The organism is Halorubrum sp. AD140 (assembly GCF_034497445.1).
Taxonomy (GTDB): domain Archaea; phylum Halobacteriota; class Halobacteria; order Halobacteriales; family Haloferacaceae; genus Halorubrum.
The window spans coordinates 1-14,880 of sequence record NZ_JAXRUU010000007.1 but is presented as its reverse complement, the minus strand read 5'-3'; the positions used below and the strand labels follow the sequence as shown (position 1 = coordinate 14,880).

17 protein-coding genes, 1 tRNA gene and 1 pseudogene are annotated in these 14,880 nt (G+C 69.7%); 6 read left to right on the top strand and 13 right to left on the bottom strand.

Going from position 1 to position 14,880, the window contains the following annotated elements; genetic code table 11:
* Positions 1–43 precede the first annotated feature (43 nt).
* Complete coding sequence (locus U4E84_RS03100) at positions 44–1,081, top strand: succinylglutamate desuccinylase/aspartoacylase family protein (RefSeq protein WP_322530636.1); 1,038 nt, start codon at positions 44–46, stop codon at positions 1,079–1,081.
* 20 nt (positions 1,082–1,101) lie between these two features.
* Here the strand turns inward: U4E84_RS03100 and U4E84_RS03095 are convergent, their stop codons facing one another.
* A complete protein-coding gene (locus U4E84_RS03095; protein ID WP_322530693.1) occupies positions 1,102–1,620 on the bottom strand; it encodes a hypothetical protein in 519 nt (172 codons plus the stop codon).
* A gap of 144 nt (positions 1,621–1,764) precedes the next feature.
* Here U4E84_RS03095 and U4E84_RS03090 point away from each other — a divergent pair, with 144 nt between their 5' ends.
* Together U4E84_RS03090 and U4E84_RS03085 are read left to right on the top strand one after the other, a co-directional pair.
* Entirely contained in the window at positions 1,765–2,115 is a 351-nt protein-coding gene (locus tag U4E84_RS03090) for a 4a-hydroxytetrahydrobiopterin dehydratase (RefSeq protein ID WP_322530635.1), read from the top strand.
* A gap of 97 nt (positions 2,116–2,212) precedes the next feature.
* Positions 2,213–2,695 carry a hypothetical protein gene (locus tag U4E84_RS03085; RefSeq protein ID WP_322530634.1) on the top strand — a complete coding sequence of 161 codons (483 nt, stop codon included), beginning with the start codon at positions 2,213–2,215 and terminating at the stop codon, positions 2,693–2,695.
* A gap of 57 nt (positions 2,696–2,752) precedes the next feature.
* Here the strand turns inward: U4E84_RS03085 and U4E84_RS03080 are convergent.
* The 7 genes and pseudogenes from U4E84_RS03080 to U4E84_RS03050 all read right to left on the bottom strand — a co-directional run.
* Positions 2,753–3,166 (bottom strand): annotated as a pseudogene (locus tag U4E84_RS03080) (ATPase); the annotation flags it as partial.
* Positions 3,167–3,216: 50 nt separating this feature from the next.
* Positions 3,217–3,543, bottom strand: coding sequence for a DUF5827 family protein (locus U4E84_RS03075; RefSeq protein ID WP_322530633.1), 327 nt, complete (start codon positions 3,541–3,543; stop codon positions 3,217–3,219).
* A gap of 154 nt (positions 3,544–3,697) precedes the next feature.
* The gene (gene sod / locus U4E84_RS03070; RefSeq protein WP_322530632.1) at positions 3,698–4,297 is read right to left on the bottom strand and encodes a superoxide dismutase; all 600 of its coding nucleotides are present in this window, start codon (positions 4,295–4,297) and stop codon (positions 3,698–3,700) included.
* A gap of 390 nt (positions 4,298–4,687) precedes the next feature.
* A tRNA-Ser gene (locus U4E84_RS03065) sits at positions 4,688–4,771 on the bottom strand.
* An 87-nt stretch (positions 4,772–4,858) separates the two neighbouring features.
* On the bottom strand, positions 4,859–5,476 hold the full coding sequence (locus tag U4E84_RS03060; RefSeq protein WP_322530631.1) for a hypothetical protein: 618 nt from the start codon (positions 5,474–5,476) through the stop codon (positions 4,859–4,861).
* 55 nt (positions 5,477–5,531) lie between these two features.
* Positions 5,532–6,287 (bottom strand): DUF2064 domain-containing protein, encoded by a 756-nt coding sequence (locus U4E84_RS03055; protein WP_322530630.1) that lies wholly within the window; start codon positions 6,285–6,287, stop codon positions 5,532–5,534.
* A 61-nt stretch (positions 6,288–6,348) separates the two neighbouring features.
* A complete protein-coding gene (locus U4E84_RS03050) occupies positions 6,349–6,945 on the bottom strand; it encodes an NUDIX domain-containing protein (protein ID WP_322530629.1) in 597 nt (198 codons plus the stop codon).
* Between the two features lie 130 nt (positions 6,946–7,075).
* Here U4E84_RS03050 and U4E84_RS03045 point away from each other — a divergent pair, with 130 nt between their 5' ends.
* Positions 7,076–8,488: an ATP-binding protein gene (locus tag U4E84_RS03045; RefSeq protein WP_322530628.1), complete on the top strand. Its 1,413-nt coding sequence runs from the start codon at positions 7,076–7,078 to the stop codon at positions 8,486–8,488.
* A 76-nt stretch (positions 8,489–8,564) separates the two neighbouring features.
* Here the strand turns inward: U4E84_RS03045 and U4E84_RS03040 are convergent, their stop codons facing one another.
* Entirely contained in the window at positions 8,565–9,566 is a 1,002-nt protein-coding gene (locus U4E84_RS03040; RefSeq protein WP_322530627.1) for a rhodanese-like domain-containing protein, read from the bottom strand.
* A gap of 36 nt (positions 9,567–9,602) precedes the next feature.
* A complete protein-coding gene (locus tag U4E84_RS03035; RefSeq protein WP_322530626.1) occupies positions 9,603–10,241 on the bottom strand; it encodes a class I SAM-dependent methyltransferase in 639 nt (212 codons plus the stop codon).
* Positions 10,242–10,322: 81 nt separating this feature from the next.
* Here U4E84_RS03035 and U4E84_RS03030 point away from each other — a divergent pair, with 81 nt between their 5' ends.
* A complete protein-coding gene (locus U4E84_RS03030) occupies positions 10,323–10,946 on the top strand; it encodes a GNAT family N-acetyltransferase (protein ID WP_322530625.1) in 624 nt (207 codons plus the stop codon).
* Positions 10,947–10,955: 9 nt separating this feature from the next.
* Here the strand turns inward: U4E84_RS03030 and U4E84_RS03025 are convergent, their stop codons facing one another.
* From U4E84_RS03025 to U4E84_RS03015, 3 genes are all read right to left on the bottom strand, one after another.
* A complete protein-coding gene (locus tag U4E84_RS03025) occupies positions 10,956–11,486 on the bottom strand; it encodes a TspO/MBR family protein (protein ID WP_322530624.1) in 531 nt (176 codons plus the stop codon).
* Positions 11,487–11,563: 77 nt separating this feature from the next.
* Positions 11,564–12,604, bottom strand: coding sequence for an AI-2E family transporter (locus tag U4E84_RS03020; protein WP_322530623.1), 1,041 nt, complete (start codon positions 12,602–12,604; stop codon positions 11,564–11,566).
* A 208-nt stretch (positions 12,605–12,812) separates the two neighbouring features.
* Positions 12,813–13,409: a DUF6149 family protein gene (locus U4E84_RS03015; RefSeq protein ID WP_322530622.1), complete on the bottom strand. Its 597-nt coding sequence runs from the start codon at positions 13,407–13,409 to the stop codon at positions 12,813–12,815.
* Positions 13,410–13,538: 129 nt separating this feature from the next.
* On the opposite strand from U4E84_RS03015, the gene U4E84_RS03010 reads away from it, so the two are divergent.
* Positions 13,539–14,777: an FAD/NAD(P)-binding oxidoreductase gene (locus U4E84_RS03010; protein WP_322530621.1), complete on the top strand. Its 1,239-nt coding sequence runs from the start codon at positions 13,539–13,541 to the stop codon at positions 14,775–14,777.
* Positions 14,778–14,880: the final 103 nt, after the last annotated feature.

Sequence of the window (14,880 nt, the reverse complement as noted above, 5' to 3'; positions counted from 1 at the left end):
CCGGGTCGCCATATATATACCCGCCCCCGTGCTCCCTCGTGACATGAGCGACGACCGGGTGTTCACGTACAACGGCGGCGCGGTGCCGCCCGGCGAGACGCAGAACATCCGCTACGGGATCAGCGAGACGTACCTCGGTGACCCGGTTCGGATCCCCGTGACGATCGTCAACGGCGAGCGCGACGGCCCCACGGTGTTCCTCACCGCGGCCGCCCACGGCGACGAGCTCAACGGGATCGAGGTCGTCCGCGAGGTCGCTCACGAGTGGGACCTCGCGGACCTCGCCGGGACGCTCGTCTGTCTCCCCGTGCTCAACGTCCCCGGCTTCATCGCCCAGCAGCGCTACCTCCCCGTCTACGACCGCGACCTGAACCGCTCGTTCCCCGGGAAGCCCGGGTCCACGAGCTCGAACCGGATGGCCCACCGGATCTACTCGAACTTCATCGCGCCCTGCGACTTCGGGCTCGACTTCCACACCTCCACCCGCGGTCGGACGAACATGCTCCACGTCCGCGCCGACATGACCGATCCCGGCGTCCACCGCCTCGCGTCGGCGTTCGGCTCGAACGTGATCATCGACAGCGACGGGCCGAGCGGGACCCTGCGGGGCGAGGCGACCGACGACGGGATCCCCACGATCACGATCGAGATGGGCGAGGCCCACCGGTTCCAGCGCCCGCTCATCGACGACGCCCTCGGCGGCGTGCGCTCGGTCTTCGCCGAGTACGGCCTGCTGGAGACCGACACGGTGCGCTGGCCCGGCTGGCGGACGGTGGTCGCGGGCGCGGGCGAGAAGACGTGGCTCCGTGCCGACTCTGGCGGCATCGTCGACACGCACTTCGAGAGCGGCTCGCTCGTCCGCGAGGGCGAGCGGATCGCCACGATCACCAACCCGTTCAAGGAGGACGCGGTCGCGGTCGATGCCCCCTTCACGGGGCTGCTCATCGGCCTCCTCGAGAACCCGGTCGTCTACCCCGGGAACCCGCTGTGTCACCTCGTCGAGATCGACGCGTCGACGCGCCGCGCGATCGAGACCGGCGACGCCCAGACGCCCGTGGGACAGTCGGGGGCGTCGAACTGAGACGGTCGCCGTCCCGGTCGTTATCGGCCGCCGATCCGGTCGCGGAATCCGAGCGCCACGGCGGCGAGCACGGCGAGGAAGCCGGCGAGGAACGCGACCGGCTGGAGGACGACCCGCTGAGCGACGACGGCTCCCGGCTCGCGTTCGACCGTCCGGGTCCAGAACTCGTAGCGCTCGCCCTCGTAGCTGACGATCAGCAACCCGTCCCCGAGTGACGGCTCGGCGGGATACGACAGCGAGTGGACGCGCTCGTTCGGGTCCTCGACGCCGAACCCGCCCTCGGCGTCGCGTGCGCGGTCGAACGCGTTGCGGGCCTCGGGCTCGAGGTCGGCGTAGTCCACCGTCTCGTCCGCCAGTTCGTCCCTGTCGACGCCGTCGCCCACCGGCGAGTCCGCGACTGCCGAGTTGCCGTCGACCGGCTGCACGGTGTGGGTGTACGCCGGGACGGGTTCGTCGACCGAAACGGGGAGATACAGCGGGTTCGCCATCAGGACGACGCCGACCGCCAGGAGGCCGGCGACCGCGAGCCGGAACTGTATCCGGTGGCGCATACGAGCCGTTCGATCGCGAGAGAGTTGAGCCTGTCCACCGCGGGGACTCGGTTCGTGCGGCGTGCGGCCGAGGGCCGGCCGCGCCCTCTCCGCCGCGGAAGGTACAAACCTCGCGGCGCCCAACGGTGACACATGACATCGCCGCTCGCGGACCGACCGGTCGAGCCGTCCGAGGAGGGAGACGAGCCGCTCACCGGCACGGAGTACGCCGGCTACCTCGAACAGCTCGGGGACGCGTGGGAGGTCGTCGACGACCACCACCTGGACGCGACCTACGAGTTCGACGACTTCGCGACCGCGCTGGCGTTCACGAACGACGTCGGCGAGCTCGCCGAGGAGGAGTGGCACCACCCGGACCTACACCTCTCGTGGGGCGAGGTCGGCGTCGAGATGTGGAGCCACGACATCGGGGGACTCCACGAGTCGGACTTCGTGATGGCCGCGCGGATGGACCGGATCTACGCCGAGTACGGCGACGACTGACCCCACGCCGGTCGGAGCGCGGTCTCCCACCGATCCGCCGACCGACCCGGACGCGACAACGGACGAGTTTAAAACCCTCCCAGCGAAAGTGATGGCAATGAGCGCGAACGTCTTCCTGGTCCCGATCGACCCGGAGAACTTCGACCGAACGGTTCGATCCGCGGTCGACCTCACCGAGTACGACGACCGCCCCGAGCCGCTCGCCGACGTCGACGAGGCCCGCCTCTGGGCCGTCGACGACGACAGCGGCAACGGCTCCACCTTCGAGCGGATGGCCGAGGGCGACCTCCTGCTGTTCTACCACGACGGAGAGTACCTCGCGACGGGCCGCGTCGGAACGGCCTTCGAGGACGAGGACCGGTGGGTCTCGGGCACGTTCTGGACCGCGTTCCCGACGACCCGCGTGTACACTGTCACCGACTTCGTCTCCGTCTCCGCGCCGAAGCGCGCCGTCAACGCGATCTTCGACTACTCCGCGTCGTACACCCCCGGCTTCATGCGCGTCGCCGACTCGCGGGTGAACGCCGACGTCTCCTCCATCGAGTCCGCGATCGAGCACTACACGAAGCGGAACGCCTGAGCGCGCCGTCGCTTCGCGACTACATTCTGCACCGCCTCCCCTCTCGCCTCCGAGTCGTTACACCGCCTCGAGCAGCGCCTCGTACGCCGCCTCGTAGCGCTCCGCGACCCGAGACGGGTCCCCGCGTTCGTCGCCGCCGAGGGCCGGCAGGCCGACCGTCACCACCGGCTCGATCATGTCGGTCACGGTCTCCGTGTGCTCCTCCATCGCCCCCTCGCGCGGGCTGCCCGAGGCGACCGCGCGTGCCTTCGCGTACCGGTCGCCCGCGTAGATCCGCGCGCGACCGGGGTCGACCACGGCGACCGCATCGGGCGCCACCGGCCCGTCGCGCGAGAGGGGGCCGGCCACGTCCGCGTACGACTCGACGACCACGGGGACCACCGTCGCCGCGATCCGCTCCGCGAGGCGGTCGAACGCCGGGAGGTAGTCGGCGGCCATCACGTCGTTGAACGCCGACACGTCGCCGACGCGGGCACCGCCCGCGACGAGCAGGACCGGCGCGTCGTCGGGTCGGCTCCCGCTCACGTGTCTCCGTCGCGATCGACGGCCCCGTCACGTTCGGCGCTGCGCGCATCGACCGCGTGCTCCGCGACCCCGTAGTATCCCGGGCCGTCCGCCTCCAGCGGCTCCGCGACGACGATGTCCTCGGCGTGGGTCATCACCCACGGGATCGCCCAGTCGATCAGGACGGCTTCGGTGTCGCCGTCGATCCGCGCATCCGGCTCCAACCCCTGCAGGAGCCGCGCGATCTCGGGAACGGTGTACATGAGGTCCGGCTCGAACAGCTCCGCGGGCTCGTAGAAGTCACACGGGTAGGTCGCGTCGAACGTCGACTTCGGTTCGGGCATGGCCGGCGGTACGCCGTCGGCGCCGTAAACGCTGCCGATACGTCGACCGGTCGCCCGCGGCCATCGGCTCGAGAGCGCACGCGGCCTCGCGGCTCACGGTGCGGAGCGGCCGAAAAAACGTCGGGATTCGACGCGCGTCGGGGCGCGTCCGGGGTTACTCGAACAGCTCGACGGCCTGCTCGTAGCGGGCGGACGGCTCCTCCCAGTCGACGACCTCGAAGAAGTTGTCGACGAACTCGCCGCGAGCCGGGCCGTAGTCGTGGTAGTAGGAGTGCTCCCAGACGTCCAGCGCGAGGATCGGGTGACCGCCCCAGATCGCGCCCTGGTCGTGCTTGTCGACCACGACGTTGCGGAGCTGGTTCGAGAACGTGTCGTACACGAGGAGCGCCCAGCCGGAGGCGCCGGAGGCCGCGGCCTCGAACTCGCCCTTCCAGGCCTCGTACGAGCCGAAGTCCTCCTCGATGCGGTCGGCGAGCGCGCCCTCGGGCTCGTCGCCGCCCTCGGCGGACATGTTCTGCCAGAACAGGTCGTGGAGGATGTGACCCGAGGAGTTGTGGGTCACGTTCCGGATCGCGCCCGCGGACGAGGAGAAGTCGCCCTCCTCGCGGTTGGCCTCGAGCGTCTCCTCGGCCGAGTTCCAGCCGTTCACGTAGCCCTGATGGTGGGTGTCGTGGTGCCATTCGAGCACCTGTTCGGAGATGTGCGGTTCCAGCGCGTCGTAGTCGTACGGAAGCGGATCGAGTTCGTAGCTCATCGTTGTATCACCTACCGCGAACATGTGCCGGAATCCTGTTAAAGATAATGCGTGTCGTGATACCACACGACACCTGACATGAGCGTTACCGGGTGCTACCGTCCGCGAGCGGTGGCTTCGCGGTTCAGGCCGCGTGACCGACTGCGCCGCCGCCAGACCGACTCGCTCGCTCGACCCGCACGCGTAACTGAAAGTGATTGCTCACAGCCCGCTCTCTGATTCGAACCCTCGCACGAATCACGCGCGGCGCGAACTGCGCCGCGCGCTCACGGTGGGACTGGGATTCGAACCGATTCGAGACGGTCGCCCTCGCTCCGCTCGGGCGCTGCGACTCGCAGGCTTCGAATCCTCGCACGAATCGCGCGCGGCGCGAACTGCGCCGCGCGCTCACGGTGGGACTGGGATTCGAACCCAGGAAGCCGTGAGGCTACCGGTTTTCAAGACCGGCGCAATGGGCCACTCTGCCATCCCACCACGTCCGGACGCTCGGTTCCGTTCGACTAAGTGGTGTCGGTGTCGACCGCCCTCCGTTCGAGGAACGCAGACCGCACCAGTCTCCGATCAGTCGAACGCGGCGACGAGCGTTCCCTCCTCGATCGGGTCGCGGCGTTCCGATTCGAACTCCTCGTGACCGGGTTCGAGCGGACGGTCGAACTCGACCCGCGCTGCACCCGTCTCGTCGACCGCGTACGAGACGGCGGTGAAGTCGATATCGGCCTCCCACACCACCCCGTCGTCCACGCCCGCGGTGGCACCGCCGGCGTACCGCAGGTAGACGACGAGTACGTCGCCGGAGCCGTCGAGGACGTCGGTCCGATCGGTGCGATAGTCGACCCGCAGAACGTGACCCGAACCGCTCCGCTCACAGAGCACGTCGTGGCTCACGTACGCCTCCTCGAACGACGGGATCCACTCGACGACGTCGCCCTCGGTGAACTCGGTCGGCGGGTCCGGGTACGGGACCGTCGCCGCGGTCTCCTCCTCGCGCGTCTCGTCGCCGACCGTGACCTCGACCGTCTCGCTCTCGACCTCGCACTCGGGGCGGTCGACGTCCCCGTCGAACGAGTCGGCGACGCCGCGAGCGTCGCCGTCGGCGGTACCGGTGGGGAATCGGTCGGCGCAGCCGGCGAGACCGCCGAGGGACGCGGCGACGGCGCGAAGCGCGGATCGTCGTCTCATACCCAGCGTGAGGCTCGGAGCCGCGATATACCTTCCAGTGGGACAAACGGCCGTTTCAGTCTCGCACCACCCTCGCGTCCCCGTCCTCGACGACCACGTCCAGCCCGTGCTCGTGGACGAACGCGGCGGTGTAGTCGGGGACGACGCGCTGGGCGGCGAACCGCGCGCGCAACACCGGGACCGCGTCGAGCAGGTCGTCGCCGTCGACCATCGACGGTGAGGACTCCAGGAACTCCACGTCGAGGTCGGCGTCGCGACCGCGCGTCGCCAAGGTGGGGAGGCTCGGGGCCTCGAACGCGCCCTCGAAGTCGATCGGCGCGGTGAAGCCCGCGTAGTAGGTGCGTCCGCGGGTGGAGGGGCCGAGCACGACCGCGTTCGTCCGGAGCTTCATCGCGGCCGAGTCGATCACGGTGCGCGAGAGCAGCGGCGCCTGCGGGGTGACGACGGCGACGGAGTCGGCGCCCTCCTCGCGGAGCAGGTGCGTGACGGTGTTGCCTGCGCGCGCGCCGAACGACGACCCGACCTGCCGCTCGAAGCGGGCGTCCTCGGTGCCGCCGAGGGTGTCGGCGACGAGCGCGCGCAGCTCGGCCTCGGGGCTCGCGTCGGTGCGGTGTTCGGCCGGGAGGTCCTCGTCGACCGGGTAGTTGACGAGGAGTTCGCCCCCGGAGCGGTCGACCGCGAGCACGGCGTCGCGGAACAGCGCCTCGTACAGGTCCGCGGCCTCGGCTGTCGAGAGGGGCGTCGACTCCGCGAGTCCGGTCGCGACGAGCCCCTCGCGGGGCGGGTGCGCCATGACGACGACGACGGTCATAGCGGACCGAGTCGCCCGCGCGCCTTCAACTCGCCGCTTCGGGTCGGATCCGGCGGCCGGTTCAGGAGAAGTCGCGCCGCATCGCGATCTCGAACCACGGACAGAGCCGGAGCTGGCGGTACAGCGCCGGATTCTCGTGGAGGTGCTCGTAGTCGACCCACAGCATGCCGCCGATCTCCGCCTCGTCGGGGTCGAGCGAGGTGTCGTCGAGGGTCACCTTCAGCACCGAGCAGACCTCCCACTCGACGCCCTCGTTGGGGTAGTAGCGTTTGTACTCGAACTTGTCCGTCACCCGGAGGTCGTCGTACTGGTCCGGCGTGATCCCCAGCTCCTCGTCGAGGCGCTGTGCGGTCGCCTCCTCCTGCGTCTGCCCCTCGACCGGGTGGGAGGCGACGGTGCCGTCCCAGTGACCGTCCCACAGGCGCTTCGTCGGCGCGCGCTGGGCCAGCAGGATCCGGCCCTCGGTGTCGTACACGAGGCAGGTGAACGCCCGGTGGCGGATCCCGTCGCCGGTGTGGGCGTCGAGCCGGTTCACCGTCCCCTGCTCGGTGTCCTCGGGGTCGACGGCGATCACGTCCTGGAGCGCGTTCTCGTGGTCCGCGTCGTCGCCGGGTTCCCCGGAGGGGTCGTCGGGGACGGCCGCGTCCTCTGAGCTCATGGCCGGTAGGTCGATCACCAGGGCTAATAAGCGTTCGATACGTCGTCGGCCGGGCGGCACCCCTCGCCGTCGGGTCGGCGGCGGCCGCGCTTCGACGCGCTTAACCGCGTCCCGCGGCTACGTCGCGCGGATGAGTGACCCGGCGCTCGACGTCGTCGAGTTCGTGCTGACGACGCACCTCTACACGGAGAACCGCGACCTCGACGAGAACGACCTTCCCCCGCGCTTCCGCCAGGTGTTCTGGTCGGACGCCGCCGCCGAGGACGCACCCGGGGGCGTCGAGCGACCGCTCAAGGCGACGAGCGAGACGACTCGGACTGCCACCGGCGTCGAGCACCCGTGGGACGCCGTCTCCGACCTCCTGTTCACCCAGCGCACCGAGTTCTCCGGCGAGATCTCCCTGACGCAGCCGGCGATGGCGCTGGAGTGGTACCGCGACCGCGCCGACGCCGACCGGATCGCAGAGAACCCGACGATCGTCGCCGCGCTCGAGCTCGCCGAGGACCTCGACGCGCCCGTGACCCACGAGGAGGCGCGCGACAGCGTTCGGCCGATCCAGGCCGACCGCGTCTGGATCGACGCCCTGTTAGAGCAGTACTTCGACGAGGACGAGGACGGCGAGATGCTCGATCTCGTCAACGTCCGCGCGCCGGAGGAGATCGAGACGACGCTCGCGGACCTCGTGCTCACCGGCGACCAAGAGGAGGAGATCCAGAAGATCGTGAAGGCGATCGAGCACCGCGAGTACCTCGCGCGGATCGGGCTTCGAGAGATCGGGAAGCTGCTGTTCGTCGGTCCGCCGGGAACCGGGAAGACGACCGTGTCGCGGGCGCTCGCACACGAGCTCGGCATCCCGCTCGTCGAGGTGAAGATGTCGATGATCACGAGCCAGTACCTCGGCGAGACGGCGAAGAACGTCGAGAAGACGTTCGAGGTCGCCAAGCGGCTCTCCCCGTGTATCCTCTTCATCGACGAGTTCGACTCGGTCGCAAAGACCCGCCGATCCGACGAGCACGCCGCCCTCAAGCGCGCGGTGAACACCCTCCTCAAGTCGATCGACGAGGTGTCGCTCGTGCGCGACGAGGTGCTCCTCATCGGCGCGACGAACCACCCCGATCAGCTCGACGCGGCCGCGTGGCGCCGCTTCGACGAGATCGTCAACTTCCCCAAGCCCGACCGCGACATGCGAGCGGACATCCTCCGGGTCGTCACCCGCGAGATGAAGATCGCCGAGTTCGACCCCGAGGAGGTCGCCGACCGCACGAGCGGGCTCACGGGCTCGGACCTCCGGATGGTGCTCCGGGAGGCAGTCCTCGGCGCGCTCACGGAGGACCGGATGACGATCACGCAGGAGGACGTGATGGAGGCCGTCGAGGACTTCGAGGAGCGCGACAACCTCAAGAACATGGACATGATCGACGGCGAGGGCGCGGAGGTGCTCGGCGAGACGGACTCGGGCGAACAGGACCACACCCACGATGGCGACTCGTCCAACGGCGACGCCGCCCACGACCACGGCGCGCACAGCCACTCGCACGATTAGGTCGACTCCGGCGTGACGCGCGGCGGAGCCCCGATCGGGGGTGAAACCGCGTCAGCGGTGATCCAGAGACGGTCACTTACGCGAATGTGTCGACGACCCTTCCGGTGTCCTCGCCGGTGGTGTAGTAGTAGCCGTCTTCCTCCGAGAGCGTCCCCCAGTCCGCCCAGCTCCCCTCGTAGTTTCGGACGTCCTCGAAGCCGAGCTGGTCGAGGACGAACCAGCCGACCGACGCGCGGATGGCGGTCTGACAGTAGGCGACGGTGGTCTCGTCGGCCGAGAGGCCGGCGTCGTCGATCCACAGCGTCTCCAGCTCCTCGGGCGACCGGAGCCGACCCGCCTCGTCGTCGATGCTCTGGACGAAGTTGAGGTTGGTCGCGCCGGCGACGTGGCCGAACCGGTCGAGGTCGCCGCGCTCGTCGACGCCCCAGTACTCCTCGGGCGTGCGCATGTCGAGGATCGGGATCGCGGCCCCCTCCTCGTCGACGTTGTCGGCGACGAACTCCCGGGTCGCGACGACGTCGAGATCCAGGTCGGCCTCGTAGCTCGCCTCCCGCGCCTCCGGCGCCTCCGAGACGGTCTCGCCGCCGGCGGCGTCCCAGACGGTGAATCCCCCGTCGAGCAGGCTGACCCGCCCCTCGTGTCCGAGCGCGTTGAGCGTGTAGATCGCGTACGTCTCCCAGAGGTCAGACTCGGCGCCGTACACCACCACGTCGTCGTCGGGCTCGATCCCGGCCTGCGCGAGGGTCCACGCGATCACGTCGGGGGAGGCCTCGAAGCCGTCGTCGGTCTCCTCGGCGTAGCTGTCGAGCATCTCGGAGTCGGGGAAGTGGTACGCGCCGGGTATCCGCGCGTCGTCGAACGCGTCCGCGTCGCGGACGTCCAGCAGGTGCACGTCGTCGAGGTTCTCCTCGAGCCACTGACTGTCGACCACGCCGTCGAACTCCTCCGCCGCGGGCGTCGTGTACGCCTCCGGGGGCTCGTCGTCCGTCTCGCCGAGGCAGCCGGCCGTCGCCGCGAGCGCCGCGCCGGCCGAGGCCAACACCGATCGTCTGGAGGTCCGCATCTGTCGGTCATTCATCCGGGGGAACGTAGACGCGTGGCCGCGATAACCCTGTTACTGGCGGACCCTTTTACCGTCGGCTCCGACGAGAGCCGGGTCGGCGTCGCGGTCACCGGCCAGATTTGCGACCCCGACGACCGTGTACCCGAAGCCGCGGTCGACGATCCGGGGATCGAAGCCGGCGTCGGCGAGCGCGGTCGCGAGCTCGCGCGGCGACCGGAACCGCGAGGCCATCCCGATCGCGTGCTCCGCCGCGACGAGGAGGCGCCCGAGCGGATGTCCGGGATCGAACTCTCGGATCACCAGGACGCCGCCCGGCGCGAGCACCCGCGCCGCCTCCCGGATCGCGGCGCCCTGATCGGGGAGGTGGTGGAGCGCGTCGACGACCGTGACCGCGTCGACCGTCGCGTCCCGGAAGGGGAGTCGGCCCGCGTCGCCGGCGACCGCCGGGAGGTCTCGGCCCTCGCGGGCGCGGCGGAGCATTCCGAGGGACGCGTCGACGACCGTGATATCGGGACCGGTCAGCGCGGCGGCCGCCCGACCGGACCCGCCGCCGACGTCGAGCAAGCGGTCGATCGGTCGCGCCGCGTGGTCGAGACCGGAAGCCAGCGCCTCCCCGCTCGCCGGCAGCATGACGCGATCGTACAGGGGCGCCGTCCGGTCGAAAAAGCGGACGTCTCCGATGCCGTGCATGGTCGCTCTCGGCGGCGGACCCACTTAACCGACCCTGCCGCCGCCCCGTCCGCATTTGTGTCCGCGACGCGTACGCGACCCATGGAGTACGCGCTCGTGGGCGAACCCGGAGACGGGGCGACGCTCCGACTCGACTATCGGGCGTTCGCCTACGCCGGAAAGTTCGTCGTGGGTGCGCCCGGGAAGACCGCCCTCCGGACGCCCGACGGCTCCCCGGCGGTGCCGGACTGGGAGCCGGACGAGCCGCTTCCGCCGACGGTCGAAGCGGACGAGTTCGACGACGACGTGGTCGCCGCGGTGTCGTTCTCGCCGGACCGGACCGACCCCACCTGTTGTCGGCTCCGGTACGTCACCGTCCACGTCGCCCGCCGAGGCGAGGGACTCGGCCCGCGGCTCGTGCGTCGGACCGTCTCGCGGGTCACGGCCGACGGCTACGACCGGGTGCGGATCGCCGTGAACAACCCGTTCGCCTACGCGGCGCTCCACAAGTGCGGCTTCGCGTACACCGGCGAGCGGACCGGAATCGCCGAGCTAGAGCTGGAGCGACCGGCGGCGACGCCGGCCGCAGAGAGCGGTCGGGACGGGGCCGACAGCGGGCGGTACCGCGCCGGACTCCGGGCGTTCCTCGGGGACGACCGCGCCCTCGACCCCCGCGAGCGACGCTTCATCGCGGAGCGGCTCGGAGACGGGTCGGAGTCGGGGTGACCGACGGCGTCAGTTCAGCGCCCAGATGCCGTAGTTGAGCGCGGTCGCGAAACAGACCCACGCGAGGTAGGGGACCAACAGGAGGGCGGCGCGGCGGTCGACGCGGTCGAAGGCGACGATCGTCGCGACGACGAGGGGGAGGAGCGCGACGAGCACGGCGAGCCCGAGGTCGGCGCGTTCGAGCCCCCAGAAGACGGGCGACCACGCGACGTTGACGGCGAGCTGGACGGCGAACAGGACGAGCGCGAGTCGGGCCTTCCGGCGAACCCCCTCCCCGTCGACGTCGCCGACCGATTCTCGACCGCGGAGATACACGAGCGCCGCGGCCGCACCGAGCATCGCGTACAGCACCGGCCAGACGACGCCGAACGCCCAGTTCGGCGGGTAGTACGCCGGCAGCGACAGCTCGGCGAACCACGCGCTTCGTGGCGCGGTGAAGGGCACACCGGTCGCCCCTATCAGGTTGACGGCGACCGCGGCGGCGACGACGAGGAGGGCGTCCCGACGCTCCGGAAGCCGGCCGCGCACGGAGGGTGACATGACCGGTCGTACGCGGTCGCGCGGCTTAACTCACCGCGTCGGTCTCACCTCACACGGTGCGCCGTCGGCCCGCGCGTTCAGATCGCGTCGTAGTCCTCTCGGAACGTCTCCAGCGTCGCGGCGAGCACGCCGATGACGATGGGGCCGACGAACAGCCCGGTGAACCCCACCGAGTAGATCCCCCCGAACACGCCGAGGAGGATGACCGCGGGATTCAGGTGCGCCTGCTGGTCGATGACGAGCGGCCGGGCGTAGTTGTCCACCATCGCGATGACGAACACGCCGTACAGCGCGAGGAAGATCCCCGCGGTGACTTGGTCGACGACGACGAGGTACGCCGCGGCCGGTCCCCAGACGAAGAACGCCCCGATAAGCGGCAGCAGCGCGAGGACGGCGCAGACGAACGTCCAGAAGACGACGTTCGGGATACCGGCCGCCCAGAGCCCGACGCCCGCGACGAGCGCCTGCAACAGCGCCACGACGATGTGTCCGATCACCACGCCGCGGGTCATCGCGTTGACGCGGTCGACGAGGTCCGAGGTGACCTCCGACGGGAGGGGGCTCGTGTCGCGTATCCACCCCACGAACGCCGGTCCGTCGAGCAGCGTGTAGTAGACGAGGAACAGCGCCAGCGAGAGGCCGACCGACGCGCGAAGCGCGGTGGTGACGATCCCGCCGACGCCGCCGAACAGCGTCTCGACGAGGAGCTGTCCGGCCATCGACAGCACCTCGCCGACGTCGAACTCCTGTCCGGTGAGCACCTCGATTTCGGCCTCGATGGCGCCCACGTCGATGTCCGTGTTTCCGCGAGCGATCTCGGTCAGGTCGCGGACGAACACCCAGGAGATGTACGCGACCGGGAGGATGACGGCGACGATGGACGCGACGATGAGCGCGATGCCGGACAGCATGCGGCCCACCCCACGCGACACCGACTCCCGAACGTGACCCGCCAGCGCGCCCTGAATCCCCTTCGAGAGTCGCACGTGGAACGGGTACAGGACGTACGCCAGGATCGCCGAGGCGATGACGTACTCGATGAACGGCAGGACGACGAAGAGCGTGAGCAGCGCGACCGACCCGATGAGCAGCAGAAGGAACGACTGGCCGCGGTTCATGTCCGTTCACTCTATCCGATGACGTATAAACGTAGGCCGCGCGGTCAGTTCACCCGCTCGCGGGGGAGCGTCACCGAGGTCAGCCCGCGGAAGTCGAGGTCAGCCCGCGGAAGTCGAGGTCAGCCCGCGGAAGTCGAGGTCAGCCCGCGGAAGTCGAGGTCAGACCGCGAGAGTCGAAGTCGGACCGCGAGAGCCGAGTCGGGGCGAGTTACGCGCTCGCCTCGTCCTCGTCGAGGCCGGGTGCGACCGACGGGTCGACGTCGTCCGGCTCCTCCGTCTCGCCGCCGACGACCGTCTCGCCGTCGTCCGTCTCGACGTACACGTCGTCGGCGAAGCCGGCGAGCGCGTTCTCGTACTCGGCGGCTTCGAGCTTCTCTGGAGTCTCGGGCGCGTCGGCGACGCCCTCGGCCGGTCGGAACGCTCCGAGCGGGTCGTCGATCGTGATCCCGTGCTCGGCGAAGAACTCCTCGTAGCGCCGGTAGTGATCCTCCAGTTCGTCGGCCGGGATCTCCATCATCTCCGTCCAGCCGTGGTTGAAGAAGTCGAAGTTGGCCTGTACGTGGGTGATCTCGCGGGCCTCGGCCTCCGCGAAGCCCGCCTCGAGGGCGGCGACGTAGGCGTCCATCGTCGCGTCGAAGAAGTCATCGAGGTGCTCGCGGCGCTCCTCGCGGCGCTCTTCGGCGGCCTTGTTGAGGAAGATGCTCGTGTGCAGGTCGACCAGCTTGTCGTTCGCGACGTCCCCGACCACCGGCGTCGTCAGCGCTTTCTTGGCGGCCCAGTGACGAATGTTCTGCCGGATCTTCATATCCGCCGTTGGGCCGGGACGGCCTTGAATCTGTGGCGTCTCGTCTCTCGACACCTCCGCTGTGTCGGTCTATCACGGTCCTCAACGCGGATGACAACCCACATTAACCCTGCATCCGAACGGCCTCACATGAGCGATTCGTACGTGATCGTCGGGGACGGTATCGCGGGCGCGTCCGCGGCCGAGACGCTCCGCGAGGAAGCGCCCGAGGCCGAGATCACGGTTCTCACCGACGAGGGAGAGTCCCTCTACAACCGGATCCTGATCAAAGAGTACGCGAAGGGGAAGCTCCCGGAGGCGCCCATCTCGATCCACCAGGAGGAGTGGTACGAGGACCACGACGTCGACCTCCGACTCAACACCGTCGTCGTCGACCTCGACGTCGAGAACGACGCGGTCCACACTCACGAGGGCGAGACGTTCGAGTACGACTACCTGCTGTTGGCGATCGGCGGCACTCCCCAGCAGCTCCCGGTCGAGAACGCCGACGCCGACGGAATCCACCACTTCTGGACGTTCCAGGACGCCCGCCGGATCAAAGAGAGCGTCGAGAGCGCCGAGCGGGCGGTCATCGTCGGCGCCGGGCTGCTCGGCATCGACTTCGCGGCCATCTGCGGCGCGCAGGGCGTCGAGGCGAAGTACCTGATGCGCGGCGACGCCTGGTGGCGCTACGCCCTCTCGACCGAGGGCGCGGAGATCATGCACGAGGCGATGCGCGAGCGCGGCGTCGAGCCCGTCTTCGACTCCGGAGTCGATCACTTCGAGGTCGACGACGACGGCCACGTCGTGGCGGCGGTCGACCCGAACGGCGAGCGCTACGAGTGCGACTTCGCCGGCGTCGCCATCGGCCTCAACTTCAACACCGAGCTCGTCGAGGGGACGCCGATCGAGACCGAGAACGGCATCGCCGTCGACGAGTACATGCGCACCAGCGTCGACAACGTGTTCGCGGCCGGCGACATCACGACGTTCGACGACCTGATCCTCGGCGAGCGGGCGAAGAACGGCTCGTGGGGGTCGGCGAAAGAGCAGGGAACGGTCGCCGCCCGCAACATGATCGACTACGGCAGCCAGGAGTTCCGGTGGGTCTCCTCGTACTCGATCACGCACTTCGACTTCCCGTTCCTCTCCTTCGGCCACCCGACGCTCGGCGACGAATCGGTTGAGGCGACCACCGCCGAGGGCGAGTGGCGCCGCGTCGCCCTGAAGGACGGCAAGGTGGCCGGCGGCGTGCCCATCCGCGACCTCTCGCCGCAGTCCGCGTTCAAACGGCTGATGCGCGAGGGTCGCGACGTGAGCGGCCAGACGGACCGCCTCATGGAGCCCGGCTTCGCGGTCGACGACTTAGCGGCCCCGACCGAGCAGTAGCCCGCCGACCGCTCGTTCGAGGCTCGCCCCCGTCTCTCCGGCGCGACCGTCCCCCGTGTCGGTTGCCGGACGACGGTTCCCGTAGCTTTTCACTGTGTGCGTG